Annotated in this window: 11 protein-coding genes; 10 read left to right on the forward strand and 1 reads right to left on the reverse strand. The window is 42.0% G+C overall.

Translation table 11 applies throughout. The features are described 5' to 3' along the window. The first annotated feature begins 13 nt into the window (after nt 1-13). The 6 genes from DESACI_RS11205 to DESACI_RS11230 all read left to right on the forward strand — a co-directional run bounded on the left by DESACI_RS11205 (nt 14) and on the right by DESACI_RS11230 (nt 9,842). Nucleotides 14-1,117 (forward strand): 4Fe-4S binding protein, encoded by a 1,104-nt coding sequence (locus DESACI_RS11205; RefSeq protein WP_014827311.1) that lies wholly within the window; start codon nt 14-16, stop codon nt 1,115-1,117. A 204-nt stretch (nt 1,118-1,321) separates the two neighbouring features. Then, complete coding sequence (locus DESACI_RS11210) at nt 1,322-3,235, forward strand: DNA gyrase/topoisomerase IV subunit B (protein WP_014827312.1); 1,914 nt, start codon at nt 1,322-1,324, stop codon at nt 3,233-3,235. Between the two features lie 23 nt (nt 3,236-3,258). Then, a complete protein-coding gene (gene gyrA, locus DESACI_RS11215; protein WP_014827313.1) occupies nt 3,259-5,670 on the forward strand; it encodes a DNA gyrase subunit A in 2,412 nt (803 codons plus the stop codon). Nucleotides 5,671-5,928: 258 nt separating this feature from the next. Continuing rightward, a complete protein-coding gene (locus tag DESACI_RS11220) occupies nt 5,929-7,440 on the forward strand; it encodes an IS5 family transposase (RefSeq protein WP_049804021.1) in 1,512 nt (503 codons plus the stop codon). Nucleotides 7,441-7,536: 96 nt separating this feature from the next. Beyond that, nucleotides 7,537-7,806: a hypothetical protein gene (locus DESACI_RS11225; RefSeq protein WP_014827314.1), complete on the forward strand. Its 270-nt coding sequence runs from the start codon at nt 7,537-7,539 to the stop codon at nt 7,804-7,806. A gap of 473 nt (nt 7,807-8,279) precedes the next feature. Beyond that, nucleotides 8,280-9,842 carry an LTA synthase family protein gene (locus DESACI_RS11230; RefSeq protein WP_242833156.1) on the forward strand — a complete coding sequence of 521 codons (1,563 nt, stop codon included), beginning with the start codon at nt 8,280-8,282 and terminating at the stop codon, nt 9,840-9,842. Nucleotides 9,843-9,854: 12 nt separating this feature from the next. Here the strand turns inward: DESACI_RS11230 and DESACI_RS11235 are convergent, their stop codons facing one another. Further along, a complete protein-coding gene (locus DESACI_RS11235) occupies nt 9,855-11,366 on the reverse strand; it encodes an IS5 family transposase (protein ID WP_049804021.1) in 1,512 nt (503 codons plus the stop codon). A 527-nt stretch (nt 11,367-11,893) separates the two neighbouring features. Here DESACI_RS11235 and DESACI_RS11240 point away from each other — a divergent pair. The 4 genes from DESACI_RS11240 (at nt 11,894) to cydC (ending at nt 17,973) form a co-directional block, all read left to right on the forward strand. Then, complete coding sequence (locus tag DESACI_RS11240; RefSeq protein WP_014827316.1) at nt 11,894-13,279, forward strand: cytochrome ubiquinol oxidase subunit I; 1,386 nt, start codon at nt 11,894-11,896, stop codon at nt 13,277-13,279. Next, nucleotides 13,270-14,274: a cytochrome d ubiquinol oxidase subunit II gene (cydB, locus tag DESACI_RS11245; RefSeq protein ID WP_014827317.1), complete on the forward strand. Its 1,005-nt coding sequence runs from the start codon at nt 13,270-13,272 to the stop codon at nt 14,272-14,274. Before DESACI_RS11240 ends, cydB begins: the two co-directional genes overlap by 10 nt. A gap of 127 nt (nt 14,275-14,401) precedes the next feature. Beyond that, entirely contained in the window at nt 14,402-16,144 is a 1,743-nt protein-coding gene (gene cydD, locus DESACI_RS11250; protein ID WP_014827318.1) for a thiol reductant ABC exporter subunit CydD, read from the forward strand. Then, entirely contained in the window at nt 16,141-17,973 is a 1,833-nt protein-coding gene (gene cydC / locus DESACI_RS11255) for a thiol reductant ABC exporter subunit CydC (RefSeq protein ID WP_014827319.1), read from the forward strand. Before cydD ends, cydC begins: the two co-directional genes overlap by 4 nt. The last annotated feature ends 20 nt before the right edge of the window (nt 17,974-17,993 follow it).

The raw sequence follows: 17,993 nt of genomic DNA on the forward strand, positions 1-17,993 counted from the left end.
AGGAGGCGATAGCATGGGACATATCGTGAGTGCCAAAGAAGAAGTCTATCAAGCTTTGGCCGAACGGTTGAGCAGGACACCGGAAGGTGCACCGATCAACGAAGCATTAATGGCTATACTTCATAAAATGTACACGGAGACTGAAGCTTTCGTTGGCAGTCAATTTCCGGCTCTGCCAATGACTCTGGATAAACTATCGGAAATCACTAAGCTTGAAGAGCAAGAGTTAAAAGTGATTTTGGAGGACATGTCTAACAAAGGTCTTGTGTTGGACATCCCCCGTAAGAATACCTTTTATTATATGTTGTCCCCCATGTTAGTAGGATTCTTTGAATATACGTTTATGAGGACAGGAGACCATCTTACCTTAAAAGAGTTAGCAGAGTTATTTGAAACCTATTTCCATGAGGATGGGGTTATGCGGGAAATAGCCGGGGTGGATACCAAGGTGATGAGAACCTTGGTTTATGAAAAACTGATTCCTCTAGCTGTGGAAACTGAAGTGTTAAATTACGAAAAAGCTTCAGAAATTATTAAACAAGCCGGCGGCGGAGCGATTTCAATGTGTGCTTGCCGACATGAGGCGACTCATTTGGGGAAAGCCTGCGATGCACCGCTTGAAGTTTGTATGTCCCTTGGCGGAGCGGCGGAATGGATTGTGCGTAAGGGCTTAGGTAAACCGGCAAGTGTTGAAGATTTATTGGAAGTCCTTAAAAAAACTGAGGAATTAGGATTGGTTCATCTCTGCGACAATGTTATGAATAAGCCTACTTACATTTGCAGCTGCTGTGGCTGCTGCTGCAAAGTTCTCCGCGGGATTAATGAACAAGAAATTTTTGCCGCCCATCCAAGCAATTTCAAACCCGAAATTAACAGTGAAGAATGCTTGGGATGCGGCCTATGTTCAGACAAATGTCAAATTAAGGCGATCACCATGTCTGATCAAGGAAATGCTATTGTACCTACTGTAAATTACGAGATCTGCATTGGCTGCGGAGTTTGCTCTTCGGCGTGTCCGAGCGACGCCCTAACCATGACCCGTCGAGACGTTCAACTAATTCCGCCTGAAAATGGTCGAGAGAAATTAAAACGAATGGCTAATGAAAAGGGACGATAAGGTGTTAAAATTGTTTAATGTGTAATCTGTAATTTTAAAAAAAACTATAGAAACTATAGATAAATTTACCATTTCTGAGTAAAGTTGTGCTAAAATACACACTTTACTCAGTTTTTTTTAGCAAAGTTCTGGACAAGGTAGAGAAGCAAGTGTTATTGTACATAATGACAAAAATAGCGTAAAATCACTTCGGAGGTGAACTGTTTGTCAGCAAAGCAGTATAATGCAGAATCGATACAGGTATTAGAAGGCCTGGAGGCCGTACGCCGCCGTCCGGGTATGTATATAGGTTCTACGGGAAACAAAGGCCTTCACCACCTTGCCTATGAAATCATTGACAATGCTATTGATGAAGCCGGAGCAGGTTTTTGCGATCGAATTTCGGTGACCCTTAATGGAAATGGCTCAATTTCTATTGAGGACAATGGACGGGGAATTCCTGTGGACATTCATCCGGGGAAAAATATCACCGCTGTTCGGCTGGCTTTTGAAACACTGCACGCCGGAGGCAAATTTGGCGGAGATACCTATAAGACGTCAGGTGGGCTGCACGGGGTTGGAGCCAGTGTTGTCAATGCCTTATCGGAGTTTTTAAGTGTAGAAATTAAAAGAGACGGAAAGCTTTATCGGGTTGAATATGCTCGGGGCGGTGAATTAATTTCTGACTTAAAAGTTATTGGTAAAAAGGTCAAAGGTACGGGAACAAAGGTCAATTTCAAACCAGATCCTTTAATTTTCAAGGAGACAACGGTCTTCAAATATAGCACCTTAAGAAGCCGGCTTATGGAGCTGTCTTTTCTTAACAAGGGCTTAACGATTATCCTTACGGATAACCGGGGAGAGGTAAAGTCTGAGATCTTTTTAGAGCAGCAGGGGATCATTGGCTTTGTTGAACATCTTATCAAGGAGGCCGGAGTATCTCCGGTCCATAAAAAAGCGATCTATTACATGGGCGAGAAAGACGATGTTATCGTCGAATTTGCACTTCAATATAACGATGGTGAGGATGAATCCCTGCACTCATATGTAAATAATATTCCTACAGATGAAGGTGGAACTCATGAATCCGGCTTTCGTACTGCTTTAACGAAGGCGTTTAATAATTACGGGCGTAAAAATAATCTCTTTAAAAAAGATGAAAGTCTCATCGGGGATGATCTTCGTGACGGTTTGACTTGTATTTTATCTCTGAAAATCAAAGAGCCTCAATTCGAAGGGCAAACGAAAACAAAGCTCTCTAATTTGGAGATAGAAGGTGTTGTCCAGTCCCTAACCAACGAAGGAATAAGTCAGTTCTTAGAACAAAACCCATCCTTGGCCAAACAAGTGATTAACCGCACCTTAACGACTTGTTTAGCCCGCTTGGCAGCTAAAAAAGCCAAAGAATTAAAAAAGAAGGCTCGTGATGCAGAGGTTAAAGCATTAAGCGGAAAACTCGCTGCCTGCAGCGGCAAAGATAAAAGTCGCAATGAACTATTTTTAGTAGAAGGAGACAGTGCAGGGGGTTCCGCCAAAATGGGACGGGACCGGCGGTTTCAAGCGATACTTCCATTACGCGGCAAAGTCATTAATACTTATCGGGCAAAGCTGGATAAGATCCTCGAAAACGAGGAAATCCGAAGCATTATTACAGCGGTAGGTTCGGGCATCGGCAAGGAATTTGATTTGGATAAAGGCAATTATGCTCGTGTCTGTATCATGACGGATGCTGATATTGACGGAGCTCACATTCGATGTTTATTGTTAACGTTTTTTTACCGTTACATGAAGCCCCTTATCTTAGATGGTCGAGTTTTTATTGCCCAATCGCCTCTCTTTAAAGTGGAAAAAGAACGAGGAAAGATTATCCGTTATGCTTTTGATGAAGAAGAATTAAAAAAGGAACTAAAGGAATTGGGAAAAACAGCAAAGGTCTCACGTTACAAGGGACTTGGTGAAATGAATCCCGAACAACTCTGGGAAACAACGTTAAATCCGGCCAATCGACGTATGATTCAAGTTACCATCGATGATACATTAGAAGCGGAGCGAAAACTGAGAATCTTAATGAGCGAACAGGTTGAGCCGCGGCGGGATTTCCTGATGGAAAATATTATTTTTACCGATGACGATTTGTAAACGAGAAAGGAGGAACCAACCAATTGAGTATGAATGAAGAGACAATAAGTCAACGCCCATTGGAAGAAGTCCTGCCTGAATCGTTCTTAGGCTATTCCAAACATGTCATTTTACAGAGAGCAGTTCCGGACGTTCGTGATGGGTTAAAACCCGTACATCGCCGAATTCTCTACTCTATGGACGAAATCGGGATGTCTCCCGATAAGCCTTACAGTAAATCTGCCCGACTGGTCGGAGATTGCATGGGGAAATATCATCCCCATGGTGATTCATCGATTTATGAATCAGCTGTTCGTATGGCGCAGCCCTGGGCAATTCGCTATCCTTTGGTGGATGGCCAAGGAAATTTTGGCTCTATCGATGGCGATAATGCAGCAGCCATGCGTTACACCGAAATGAGAATGACCCCCTTAGCGCAATTGATGACTCAAGATCTTGATAAAAACACAGTGCTTTTCAAGGCAAATTATGATCAGCGCCTGAAAGAACCTGTCGTTCTTCCCAGCCCCTTCCCTAATTTATTAATCAATGGGGGATCTGGAATTGCCGTTGGCATGATGTCAAATATTCCTCCCCATAATTTAAAGGAAGTCGTAGCAGGTTTAATCCAGCAGATTGACCATCCGGACACCACCGTGGAAGAGCTTCTGGAAAAAGTGAAAGGTCCTGATTTTCCCACAGGCGGCTTGATCATAGGAACTGATGGAATTATCAGCGCTTATAAAACCGGTCGTGGAAAAGTGACCATGCGTGGTAAGGCAGTAATAGAACAAGGTAAAAGTGGCAAAAATTTGATCGCCATTACTGAAATACCTTTTCAAGTTAATAAATCGACCTTAGCATCTAAAATTGAGGCCCATGCTGATTCCGGAAAAATCTCTGGAATTAGCGAGGTTCGTGATGAATCGGATCGCGAAGGGATTCGCTTGGTAGTGGAATGCCGCAAAGAAGCGGATCCTCTGGAAGTTTTACGCAATCTATATAAATACACTCAGATGGAGGAGACCTTCGGTATCATTAATCTTGTCATTACCCCAGATGGGACACCGAAAGTTTTAGGATTAAAAGAAATTAATGCGGCTTTCATTGAACACCGGAAAATAGTTGTAACGAAGCGAACTAAGTTTGAATTGGAAAAAGCAAAACATCGAATCCACATACTTGAAGGTTTAATGATTGCCATCAATCATCTTGATGAGGTTATTGAAATCATACGTTCCAGTAAAACTCCGGCTCTGGCTAAAGCTGCGCTGATGACGCGATTTGAGCTTTCAGAAATTCAGTCTCAGGCTATTCTGGATCTGAAACTTCAGACCCTGACAAACTTTGAACTGGATGGGATACGTCAGGATTATGACGATACCTTACGGTTAATTTCAGAATTAGAAGGTATCCTAGCAGATGTTTCTAAGGTCTTTCAAATTATTAAACATGAACTTAAAGACATCGCCGATAAGTATGGGGATGAACGACGAACTCGTATTATGCCGGAAGAAATGAGAAATACGTTTGATCTCAGTTCCTTTGAGGAGGTTGAACATCCCTTTGAAGTCATACTTACTAAGCAGGGATATATCAAGCGAATTCCCCTGCCAAGCAAGAATATAAAAACAATGCCCGCTCTATCGTTTAAAGATGGTGACGTTGTCTCCTTAAAAGTTTCGGCAACAGATCAAGAGACACTATACTTTTTCACGCAAACAGGTAATTTTTACTGCATAAAAGCCAAGACTGTACCTGAAGCAGGCCCTAAAGAGAAAGGCAGCCCGCTGAGTAATTTACTCCAACTTCAAGCAGAGGAAACCATTGCAGCAATATTATCTGTGAAAGAGGGGACAGATCAGAGTTATTTTATCTTTATAACTCAAGAGGGACAAGTCATGCGAAGTCCTGTTAAAGATTTTGTTCACGCCCGCAATGCCGAAGGCATGGGACTCAAAGAAAATGATGTCCTAACCAGGGTGTTTATAGGAACAGATGCTGGAGAACTATTTATTGCCACCTATTATGGACAGGCCATTCGCTTCCCGTTAACGGATATTAACCCTATGGGGCGCAAAGCGCGGGGTATGAAGGGGATTACTCTGAATGAAGGTGATCGGGTCGTCGATGCACTATTATTAATGCCTGAAAATCCTTTGGGTGACCTTGTGACGCTCACAGAACGAGGATATATTAAACGAACGTCCTTTGAAGAGTTTAAACCTCAGTCTCGAGCAGGCAAAGGCATCGCCATCACCAAAGTGAGTGCTGAGAAAATTGGATATTTAACAGACATCACCCGGGCTAATGAGGAGGATTCTTTAGAAATTCTTCAAGTAGAGGGTGACGTTACGAAAATCGAAATAAAAAGCCTTAAAGTAGAATCTCGTGCAAAATCCGGGTCACAATGGATACCCGTTTTACACAACAATTTTGCTTTAGGAATGTTTTAGGATATTTTCACTATCAGACCTCTAGGATACCGGGCGACTTACTGCTCCCTGCAGAAATAAACCTTCTGAGGGACAAGTAAACTTTTGTTATTTGATTTCCACGAGCGTAAATGCAATTAGCTACCGCTGCTCTTAAATAGGGATTACTGAATAACCTCGAAACCTGCATGGGAGTAGGAACTAAGGCCATTTTCGTGGTATAATAAAGCAAGATAAAGGATGAATATGGTCGAAAAACCTTGCAGATGGGGGACGAAAATGTACCGAAAACCTACAGGTCAAATTAGCTTACTCGAAGACTTCAGATTTTTTGCAGGCGGCAAACTTGATGCGAATAACCGTTGGGTCAAGATGGCCGATTTGATTCCCTGGAACGTTGTTGAAGAGCGATATGCTTCTCATTTCCCAAAGCATACTGGAAATGTTGCGAAACCAGTTCGTGTCGCATTGGGTGCCCTCATCATCAAAGAAAAGTGTGGATTTTCCGACGAAGAAACCGTCCAACAAATCATGGAAAACCCCTATTTGCAATACTTCATCGGGCTGGAGGAATTTCAAACCACTCCACCGTTCGATTCATCGAGTATGGTCCATTTTCGGAAACGCCTCGACGCTAAGGTAATTGCTGAACTGAACGAAGCCTTATGTAAGGGAGAAACAAAGACGGAAACTGAAGATCATAAAGATCAAAACACTCCCCCACCAAGTTCAGGTTGTACAGACGACAATCGTCGTGAAGATCAAGCAAGCAGTGAGCAACCACCCCAACAAAACCACGGAAAACTCATTTTGGATGCCACATGCACCCCGGCCGATGTGAAATATCCCACGGATTTTTCTCTACTAAATGACGCACGGGAAAAGTTAGAGGCCATGGTGGACACCTTGCATGAGAATCAAATAGGGAAAGAGCTCAAGCCAAGAACCTATCGACAAAAGGCACGTAAACTCTATCTGAAGTTAGAAAAGAATCGGAAACCCAGAAGTCGTGAAATCCGCAAGGCCATTCGGAAACAGCTGAGCTTCGTTACAAGAGACCTTCAGATCGTCTTGAAACTATCAGCCAAGTACCCAGAAGGACTCAGTAAACGGCAGCAAAAAGACTTAGAAACCATACAAACACTCTTTGAACAGCAAAAAACCATGTATGACAAACGAGTCCACACTATAGAAGAGCGTATCGTGAGCATTAGCCAACCGCATGTTCGCCCGATTGTGAGGGGTAAAAAAACAGCAGCCACAGAATTTGGAGCGAAAGTTGCCATAAGTATCGTCAACGGATTTGCTTGGATCGAGAAGTTGAGTTGGGAAGCCTTTAATGAGGGCACCACCCTGATTGATTCGGTAGAAACCTATAAGGAGCGCCATGGAAACTATCCTGAATCCGTGATTGCCGATAAAATATATCGGAACCGAGACAACCTGCAGTACTGCAAGTTACATGGCATTCGGCTTAACGGGCCCAAACTAGGTCGACCCTCGAAGGATAAAAAAGAGCATTTAGAACAAAGGCGGCTAGAGAAACAAGAGGCAGGCCTAAGAAATGCAGTCGAGGCGAAATTCGGTGAAGGAAAACGTCGTTATGGACTAGGTCGAATAATGGTACGTCTCAAAGAAACGAGTGAGACGGTCATTGGCTTACAGTTCATCATCATGAACCTGGGGAAGCGCCTCCGGGATCTTTTGTACCTTTTTTGGGAAACGCCTTTTTTCGAGTTGGGAGATTTTGTTTGTTGCCTAGAAACTAAAAATATGGGGACTGTTCAGTAATCCCTAAATAGCAGAAGAGTTTTATTGTATAACTCGAATGCTTGAACAACATACTAAAGGATAATGCCGAAAAGGTGTAAAAGGGAGGATGAATTAATGGAAACTTTCGATGTTACAGTTAACGGATCCGGTTTTGATCCGGAATATAACTTTAACAACTACGCTTTAACACTCATCTTCCATAATGGCGGAAACGAAAAGACCGTAAGGGCCAATTTGCGCTATTATCCTGCAAATGATCAATGGGACCTTAATCCTATCTTTTATGAGTATTCAGAGGATGAGAAGAGAGAATTAATTACCCAAATTGTTGAAAATGACAATTTTAAAACTGTTTTCGAAGATCCTACGAACGTGTTAATGTAACTGATTTTAACGTCATATGGGGAAGGAGGATGTGCCTGGCACTAACTCCTTCAAATTTTAATGTATGGACTTTTCTGACTCCTTGAAGTATGCTATATGCAAAATATTTAGCAGAGGACTGATTAATCCTGTCGCAAAATGATGAACGGGTTGCTTATAGTTCCCCAAAGTTAAATTCGACACAAGGTATAGGAAAATTAGCAAACCCGAAAAAAATTGAACTGATGCAATTTGTAAAAAATAATATAATCTTAGTGTTCATGGTTCTTTCAATTTTAGCTAAGTTTATCTTATTTCTAGGCTTAGTTAATAATGATAATTCTTCTAAATTCAATTTTATGAAGGCATTTTATAGTTTTAGTTCGCCTCCGCCGCTTATTGTTTATATTTCCATGATTCTCATACCACTGAGCTTTAGCTTCTTATTTCGAGGGCATTTGCGATTTTGGTTCATGATGCTCTGCAATATTTTAATGACTTCATTAGTTCTTGCTGACTTAATGTATTATAGGGGTTTCAATAGTTTTATTTCTCCCTATATCCTTAGTCAAACAACGAATCTTGATAATTTATCAAGCAGTATCATTTCAATGCTGCGGCCGATTGATGTTTTAATGTTCGCAGATCTTTTAGTATATGCTGCCCTTTGGTTTTTCAGGAAATCATTTTTTCAGCAAACACCCAGATACCGAATCGCCTTTTTGCTGACCTTTCTTTTGCCTATAACTTGTATTTACTATGAACATCTTCAATTGGATTTAAGCGGAAACCCTAATACTATGTTGTTCAGAGTTTCTTGGTCTCCTAATCAAACGATGTCTAACCTTTCTCCTTTGGGTTATCATATCTTTGATCTTTATAATTTTTATAAAAATAAGCATGTACAGCCAATTACGCCTCAGCAAACAGCGGAAATTCAAAATTGGTTTGAGCAAAAACAAGAAAACATGCCTACCAATCATTTTACAGGCATGTTTGCAGGTCAGAACCTTTTGGTGATTCAAGTTGAATCCCTTGAGAATTTTGTCATAAACCAGAAAATCAATGGCCAGGAAATCACGCCGAACCTCAATAAATTGCTGGCTAACAGTTTGTATTTTTCTAATTTCTATGAACAAGTTAATAATGGGACAAGTTCTGATGCTGATCTAATGACGAATACTTCCGTTTACCCCATTCGCACCGGTGCTACCTTTTTCCGTTTCCCGGATAATACGTACAATTCACTGCCTAAAATGCTGGCGCAGAAAGGGTATTCAACGCTGGCCATTCATCCCGATAAAGGCGCTTATTGGAATTGGATGCCCGCTTTAAGGGCCATAGGTTTTGAAAAAACCTATGATGTCACTCATTTTGACGAGACAGAAAAAATTGGTTTAGGGATCAGTGATGGTTCTTACTTAAAGCAGATACCACCTATTATAGAAAAAGAGAAGCTGCCTTTCTATAATTTTATTGTCACTTTGACTAGTCACAATCCTTTTGACTTACCGGCGCAATATCGTACGCTCAAACTAAGCGATGAATTAAACCAATCTAAACTGGGTGGCTATTTTCAAAGCATCCATTATACGGATGAACAGATCGGTCACTTTCTCGATACTCTTGACCAAAGCGGAGTATTGAATAATACAGTTGTCGTGATTTACGGTGATCATACGGGAGTGCACAAGTATTATGATGATGAGGTAAAACAAGTACAGCCTCAGCAAAGCTGGTGGCTTGATGACAGCAAACGGATTCCTCTGATCATTTTTCACAAAGGAATGAAAGGGGAAGAGCTAAAAATTACCGGGGGACAAATTGATACGATGCCAACAATTGCTTCCTTAATGGGAATCAACGAAAAACTCTATGCCAATACCGCTTTTGGCAGAAATCTCTTAAATACAAAAAAGAATTTTGCTGTTTTAGCCAATAAACAATATATAGGACAAGCGCCCACAAAAGATGACGAAGATCAAGCGATCATGGGCATTGATATGGCAGACCTTGTCATTGAGAAAAATTATTTTAAAACTCAGGGATATAAATAACTTAATTAGGGATTACTGAACAGTCCCCATATTTTTAGTTTCTAGGCAACAAACAAAATCTCCCAACTCGAAAAAAGGCGTTTCCCAAAAAAGGTACAAAAGATCCCGGAGGCGCTTCCCCAGGTTCATGATGATGAACTGTAAGCCAATGACCGTCTCACTCGTTTCTTTGAGACGTACCATTATTCGACCTAGTCCATAACGACGTTTTCCTTCACCGAATTTCGCCTCGACTGCATTTCTTAGGCCTGCCTCTTGTTTCTCTAGCCGCCTTTGTTCTAAATGCTCTTTTTTATCCTTCGAGGGTCGACCTAGTTTGGGCCCGTTAAGCCGAATGCCATGTAACTTGCAGTACTGCAGGTTGTCTCGGTTCCGATATATTTTATCGGCAATCACGGATTCAGGATAGTTTCCATGGCGCTCCTTATAGGTTTCTACCGAATCAATCAGGGTGGTGCCCTCATTAAAGGCTTCCCAACTCAACTTCTCGATCCAAGCAAATCCGTTGACGATACTTATGGCAACTTTCGCTCCAAATTCTGTGGCTGCTGTTTTTTTACCCCTCACAATCGGGCGAACATGCGGTTGGCTAATGCTCACGATACGCTCTTCTATAGTGTGGACTCGTTTGTCATACATGGTTTTTTGCTGTTCAAAGAGTGTTTGTATGGTTTCTAAGTCTTTTTGCTGCCGTTTACTGAGTCCTTCTGGGTACTTGGCTGATAGTTTCAAGACGATCTGAAGGTCTCTTGTAACGAAGCTCAGCTGTTTCCGAATGGCCTTGCGGATTTCACGACTTCTGGGTTTCCGATTCTTTTCTAACTTCAGATAGAGTTTACGTGCCTTTTGTCGATAGGTTCTTGGCTTGAGCTCTTTCCCTATTTGATTCTCATGCAAGGTGTCCACCATGGCCTCTAACTTTTCCCGTGCGTCATTTAGTAGAGAAAAATCCGTGGGATATTTCACATCGGCCGGGGTGCATGTGGCATCCAAAATGAGTTTTCCGTGGTTTTGTTGGGGTGGTTGCTCACTGCTTGCTTGATCTTCACGACGATTGTCGTCTGTACAACCTGAACTTGGTGGGGGAGTGTTTTGATCTTTATGATCTTCAGTTTCCGTCTTTGTTTCTCCCTTACATAAGGCTTCGTTCAGTTCAGCAATTACCTTAGCGTCGAGGCGTTTCCGAAAATGGACCATACTCGATGAATCGAACGGTGGAGTGGTTTGAAATTCCTCCAGCCCGATGAAGTATTGCAAATAGGGGTTTTCCATGATTTGTTGGACGGTTTCTTCGTCGGAAAATCCACACTTTTCTTTGATGATGAGGGCACCCAATGCGACACGAACTGGTTTCGCAACATTTCCAGTATGCTTTGGGAAATGAGAAGCATATCGCTCTTCAACAACGTTCCAGGGAATCAAATCGGCCATCTTGACCCAACGGTTATTCGCATCAAGTTTGCCGCCTGCAAAAAATCTGAAGTCTTCGAGTAAGCTAATTTGACCTGTAGGTTTTCGGTACATTTTCGTCCCCCATCTGCAAGGTTTTTCGACCATATTCATCCTTTATCTTGCTTTATTATACCACGAAAATGGCCTTAGTTCCTACTCCCATGCAGGTTTCGAGGTTATTCAGTAATCCCTAATTAGCTTGAATGCTGCATACCTAAGTAAGTTTACGAAACCGCAGACTTACTTAGGTTTCTTTAATTCCTGCCCCCTAAGCCGCTGGCCAAGACGATAAGCGGACGAGCTTATTGCCGCACTGCGACTCATTACGCATGCTCCAGCAGTGTGGGTTTGCCGAGTGTCTTAAAATATTCTTAACCTATTCTAAGTGTATTGACGGATTTATTTGTAATTAGTATAATATTAATCAAAGAAATAATATATATATTTTGACTAATCGATCTATTGTTCTATGTAATTCTATTCAGTAAACCAATTATTAGCGCAATGTATTCAAATAAAAAAGAAGTGGGGGGATCAATTGTAACAAATCCAACTGAACGTGGTGTAGTTCGGGTTACTATGAAAGTGGAGGTGCGTCGATGACTCAACTTATTTTATCAAGATTACAGTTTGCAGTGACAACATCGTATCATTTTTTGTTTGTACCATTGACCCTGGGTCTTGGTATTTTAGTTGCCTTAATGGAGACTTTTTATGTAAAGACAGGTAATGAGACCTATAAAACGATGACTAAATTTTGGGGTAAACTCTTTCTGATTAATTTTGCTATGGGCGTAGTAACAGGTTTAGTTCAAGAATTTCAATTTGGCATGAACTGGTCTGAATATTCACGTTTTGTCGGAGATATTTTCGGAGCTCCTTTAGCAGTTGAAGCTTTACTGGCCTTTTTCTTAGAATCAACATTCTTAGGAGTTTGGGTTTTTGGTTGGGATAGATTGTCCAAAAAAGTACATCTACTTAGTATTTGGCTAGTTGCGATATCTTCCAATCTTTCGGCCTTATGGATTTTAATTGCTAACTCTTTTATGCAAGAACCCGTTGGCTTTACTCTGCGTAATGGCCGGGCTGAAATGACTGATTTTTTTGCTTTAGTAACGAACCCCCATGTATTTTATCAGTTTCCCCATACGGTGCTCAGCGGATTTGTCACAGCAGCATTTTTCGTTATGGGAATTAGCGCCTATCATCTAATAAAGAAGAACCATTCGGACGTTTTTCGTCGTTCATTTCATATAGCTGTCGTATTTGGTATCATTAGTACTTTCGGAGTTACTGGAATTGGGCATTTGCAAGGTATGTATCTTGTTAAAACACAGCCTATGAAAATGGCGGCTGCTGAAGCACATTGGAATACTGAAAATCCGGCAGGTTTATTGTTAGTCGCCTCTATTGATCAACAAAAGGAAAAAAATAATGCCCAAATTGAAATCCCCGGTTTGTTAAGTTTTCTTTCCTATGATAGCTTTACTGGAGAAGTTAAAGGAATCAAAGAACTTCAAGCAGCCGATATCAAGCAATATGGACCAGGTAACTATATACCTCCAGTAACCTCGTTGTTCTGGAGTTTTCGAATCATGCTTGCCGCAGGACTCTGGCTGGTGTTAATGGTTCTTCTAGGGTTGTATTTCTACAAAACAAAGCGCTTAGAACAGAAGACGTGGTTTTTAAAGCTCTTATTATTTACAATTCCAGTTCCATATATCGCGAATACTGCAGGTTGGTATTTGACAGAAGTCGGTCGTCAGCCCTGGATTGTCTATGGACTGCAAAAAGTCGAGGCGGGCGTTTCTACCTCCGTATCAGCTGTTTCCATGCTCATTGCTTTGACCGGTTTTGCCTTCATCTATGCAATTTTAGCTATTGCGGATGTTTACCTCTTAGTTAAATTCATTAAGAAGGGTCCTGAAGAGGCAAGCCCGGAAATAATGGATCATGAAATGAAGGGGGCGTCATTATGGACTTAAATATTCTTTGGTTTATCTTGATTGCGGTCTTGTTTGTGGGCTTCTTTTTCCTGGAAGGATTTGATTTTGGAGTAGGAATATTACTGCCTATCCTCGGTAAAAATGATGTGGAACGTCGAATGATTATTAATACCATCGGCCCCCATTGGGATGGCAATGAAGTCTGGATGATTACAGCAGGCGGTGCCATATTTGCCGCTTTTCCCAATTGGTATGCGACCTTGTTCAGCGGTTTCTTTCTGGCGTTGTTTTTCGTTTTGGTAGCCCTGATTATAAGAGGTGTGGCCTTCGAATTCAGAAGCAGTCATTCAGCCTCCGGTTGGCGAAACACTTGGGATTGGGCAATTTTTACCGGCAGTTTATTATCAGCGATTCTCTGGGGAGTTGCTGTGGCAAACTTAATCAAGGGAGTACCCATCGATGCTAAGATGCAATACGTCGGGACTTTCTTTACTCTGCTTTCTCCTTATACAATTGTAGGCGGGCTAACGACTCTCTTTGTCTTCGCCTTCCATGGCGCCTTGTTCCTTAGTCTCAAAACCACAGGAGAAATGGCTGATCGATCGAGGAAAACAGCTCGCGGTCTGGGCTTAGGAGCTATTTTGATCGTACTGATTATGGCGGGGTTAACGTACGTTCAGACGGATCTCTTCTCGCACACAGGGGCCGGAATCCTCTTGCTGTCATCCGGCATAGCTCTTATCTTGGCCAACGTCCTGCTGCGTTCACAAAAAGCAAAAGCTTCCTTTATCCTTAATGGCGTGACCATTCTTTTATTTACCCTGGCGATGTTTTGGGGACTTTTCCCACGCGTTATGGTTTCGAGTCTTAACCCAAATTGGAGTTTGACAATTTATAATGCTTCTTCTAGTCCCTATACTTTAAAAATCATGACCATTGTTGCTCTCACCATGGTTCCTATTGTTTTACTTTATCAAGGCTGGACTTACTGGGTATTTCGCAAGCGTGTTACCGAAAAAGACTTACATTATTAAGTCTCAAATATTAAAATAGTATGAGGGCCTGTTCTTAAAGCATTCCTTCGATTTAAATCTAGAATGCCAAAGGGAAAAGCCCTCATTTTTATGTGAATTCACCGTTAAAACTTAGGAGATGAATTAATTGTTTGATCGGCGTCTGGTTAAAGAAGCGAATCATGTCAGGGGATTCCTCTTTCTCTCGCTAAGTTTAGGCTGTGGGATTGCCTTATTGGCCGTGGCTCAAGCTTGGTTTTTCTCCCAAACGGTAGCCAATGTTTTCCTGAAAGGCCTTTCTTTAAAAAACGTTGGCGTTGCCCTTGGTATAATACTGGGTATTATTTTAACGAGAGCACTTTTTCAATGGGGAAGTGAAGTCTTTGCCCAAGAAGCAGCCTTACGGGTCAAAAGCAATTTGCGGCAGCGCTTGATCGATCGTTTGTTTACCTTAGGTCCACTCTATATCCGAAAAGAAAAAAGCGGTGAGTTAATCTCTACTCTTGTCAGTGGAACTGATTCACTGGTTGATTATTTTGCCAAATATATTCCTCAACTTCTTTTGGCAGTCATGATACCTATAATCATCCTATCCTTCGTATTTCCACAAGATTGGAAATCCGGAAGTATTCTTCTTTTGACCGGACCTCTAATCCCCATCTTTATGATCTTGATCGGGAAATTAGCTGAGAAGAAGTCCTTGCAGCAGTGGCAGAGTCTTAGCTGGATGAACGGGCATTTCTTAGATATCTTGCGGGGAATTACCACTCTAAAAGTCTTCGGGCGATCTAAAGATCAAATCAGAGTCATCGCCAGAGTCAGCAATTCTTTTCGAGAATCAACCCTCAGTGTTTTACGGATCGCCTTTTTATCAGCCCTGATGCTCGAATTTTTCGCAACAATGAGTACAGCTCTGGTAGCTGTTGCCATTGGCTTAAGACTTGTCTATGGCACTCTATCTTTTTCCACCGGGTTATTTCTACTGTTGCTTGCTCCTGAATTTTACACTCCGCTAAGAACTCTTGGCCTAAATTTCCATGCCGGATTATCCGGGGTAAATGCGGCAGTGAGAATCTATGAGATCCTTGATGCGCCTCTGCCAACGATGGCGAAGTCCGGCATTGATCACTGTACCATAGATATACTTGCGGAAACTTATCAGATTACCTTTGAGCACGTTTCATTGACTTACGACCAGGATGAAACTCCTGCCTTACAAAATATCAATATATCTCTAAGCAGCGGAGAAAGCATTGCTCTTGTGGGTCCCAGCGGGGCAGGAAAAACTTCCTTGGTTCAACTGTTAATGGGTTTCGTTGAACCCACGTCCGGACAAATTTATGTTAATGGTAAATTGCTAGAGACTATCTCCATGGACAATTGGCGGGAACAAATAGGTTATATTTCTCAAAACCCTTATCTATTTGCCGGCAGTATTTTAGAAAACATCCTTCTCGGAAGGCCTCAGGCGGAGATGAGAGAAGTAATCAATGCTGCCGAGTCTGCCAATGCTCATGGTTTTATTATGTCATTTCCTCAGGGATATGACACAATCCTGGGGGAAGGCGGATATCGCTTAAGCGGGGGACAAGCTCAAAGAATTGCAATGGCCAGAATCTTTTTAAAAGATGCTCCGCTGCTCATTTTTGATGAACCAACTTCTTCTTTAGATCTAGAGAGTGAAGATGCTATTCAGAACGCCCTGAATAATTTAACTCAAGGCAAGACCTCCATAATCATTGCTCATCGGCTCAATACGATTCAGCACACAAATCGTATACTTGTTATGGATCAGGGGCGGATTGTTGAAGAAGGAAATCATGAGGTTTTGTTGGAAAAACAAGGGCTTTACTATGACCTGGTCAGGAAAGCAAGAGGGAGCTCTTTATGAAAAGTATAGGCTGGTTAACCCGTTTGATGCTGGCTTATTGGCCAAGAATTCTCTTGGCACTCTTTCTAAGTGTACTAACCATTACGAGCCATATTGGTCTAATGGCTGCTTCGGCCTATTTGCTTGCTCGAGCAGCTCTTCACCCGCCAATTCTTGATTTAATGGTGACCATCGTAGGTGTCCGTTTCTTTGGACTTTCCCGCGCAGTATTTCGCTACCTGGAACGCTACCTATCTCATGATGTCACATTTCGGGTCTTAAGTCAGATACGGGTCAAGTTCTACGAGCAAATAGAACCTCTTGCTCCAGCTCGTTTAGGCGGCTTGCGCAGTGAAGATTTATTGAGCCGCATTGTGGCGGACGTGGAGACACAACAGAACTTTTATCTTCGGGTTTTCGCACCACCTATAGCGGCTTTTTTCGTTCTTATTGGCTATGGAATATTTTTAGCGAATTATGATATTCGACTTTCGTATATCCTTGCCGCCTGTTTTGTCATAGCGGGGGTCATAGTTCCTTGGCTGGTTAAAAGATTGGGACAGGGTATCGGGGCTCAGATTATCTTCCTTAAGGCGCATTTGAATACCCAAGTCGCTGACGGACTTTTGGGCATGACGGAGCTGTTGTCATATCATCAGGTCGGGGATCACCTGATCAAATTCCGAGAAACCAACGATGAGTTGATTGAGTGCGAACGAAAGATAACAAAATTAGCGGCTTTTTCCGCAGCCCTGACAGGGTTGATCGCTAATCTGGGAATGTGGCTTATCCTGGTCTTAGGAATTCTGCTTGTGGAAAAGGGAAGACTGAATGGAGTTAATTTAGGGATGTTAGCCCTTGGAACGTTAAGCAGTTTTGAAGCCGTCTTTCCTTTAGCCCTTGTTCCTCACCACTTAGAACAGAACCTTGTTTCGGCGGATCGACTCTTAGACCTAATGAAGCCGGAAGAGACAAAAGATGGCAGAGATAGAAAGAAACATGATTATAATAGGGAAAACGATAAGATAAGACATGAAGATTCAAGAGAACATGAAGATTCAAGTAAAAACGAAGATTCAAGAGAGAACCCAGGAAAGCTTATCCCCAGAGCAGACAACTTGAAACTTAGTTTTCAAGAAGTAAGCTTTCGATATGAAAAGACAGAACCTTGGGTTTTGAAGGATGTTTCGTTTACCATCCCTCAAGGCAGCAAAGTCGCCATCGTCGGCTCAAGCGGAGTTGGGAAAACAAGCATTATTAACCTCATCCTGAGATTTTGGGACTGTGAAAAAGGTGAGATCTCCTTAGGGGATCATAGTCTACCAGAGTATGACATAGAGGAGTTAAGGAGGATAATCGGAGTCGTAACTCAAAAGACTTATCTTTTTAATGCAACTATCAAAGAAAATCTTCTCTTAGCAAAACCCTCTGCAACGAATCAGGAACTCATGGATACGGCACGTCAGGCTAAGCTCCATGAATTCATTACTTCTTTACCCAATGGCTATGACAGTTACATTGGTGAAGGCGGTTTTAAGCTCTCAGGAGGACAAAGACAACGTTTAGCCATTGCCCGCGTCTTATTAAAGAATGCACCGATTTTAATTTTGGATGAAGCAGCAGCAGGTCTTGATTCGATTACTGAAAGTGAGGTACTAAACGAGGTTTACCGACTTATGGAGGGTCGAACAACTATTTTAATAACCCATAATTTCTCGGGATTGGAAATAATGGACGAGATTTTGTTGCTGAAGGAAGGCAGGATTATCGAGAGAGGAACTCATGCCGAACTTTTACAGCACGAAGGGGCATATTGGGAGTTATGGAAAAGAGATCGATTCATTAATTAAGATCTAAATGATCAACTTAG

This window comes from Desulfosporosinus acidiphilus SJ4, from assembly GCF_000255115.2.
Classification (GTDB): Bacteria; Bacillota; Desulfitobacteriia; order Desulfitobacteriales; family Desulfitobacteriaceae; genus Desulfosporosinus; species Desulfosporosinus acidiphilus.

What these genes read in the sequence shown, in the direction of transcription:
- DESACI_RS11205 (WP_014827311.1), top strand. Translation starts at nt 14, where the DNA reads ATGGGACATATCGTGAGTGCCAAAGAAGAAGTCTATCAAGCTTTGGCC.
- DESACI_RS11220 (WP_049804021.1), top strand. Translation starts at nt 5,929, where the DNA reads ATGTACCGAAAACCTACAGGTCAAATTAGCTTACTCGAAGACTTCAGA.
- DESACI_RS11225 (WP_014827314.1), top strand. Translation starts at nt 7,537, where the DNA reads ATGGAAACTTTCGATGTTACAGTTAACGGATCCGGTTTTGATCCGGAA.
- DESACI_RS11230 (WP_242833156.1), top strand. Translation starts at nt 8,280, where the DNA reads ATGACTTCATTAGTTCTTGCTGACTTAATGTATTATAGGGGTTTCAAT.
- DESACI_RS11235 (WP_049804021.1), bottom strand. Translation starts at nt 11,366, where the DNA reads ATGTACCGAAAACCTACAGGTCAAATTAGCTTACTCGAAGACTTCAGA.
- DESACI_RS11240 (WP_014827316.1), top strand. Translation starts at nt 11,894, where the DNA reads ATGACTCAACTTATTTTATCAAGATTACAGTTTGCAGTGACAACATCG.
- cydB (WP_014827317.1), top strand. Translation starts at nt 13,270, where the DNA reads ATGGACTTAAATATTCTTTGGTTTATCTTGATTGCGGTCTTGTTTGTG.
- cydC (WP_014827319.1), top strand. Translation starts at nt 16,141, where the DNA reads ATGAAAAGTATAGGCTGGTTAACCCGTTTGATGCTGGCTTATTGGCCA.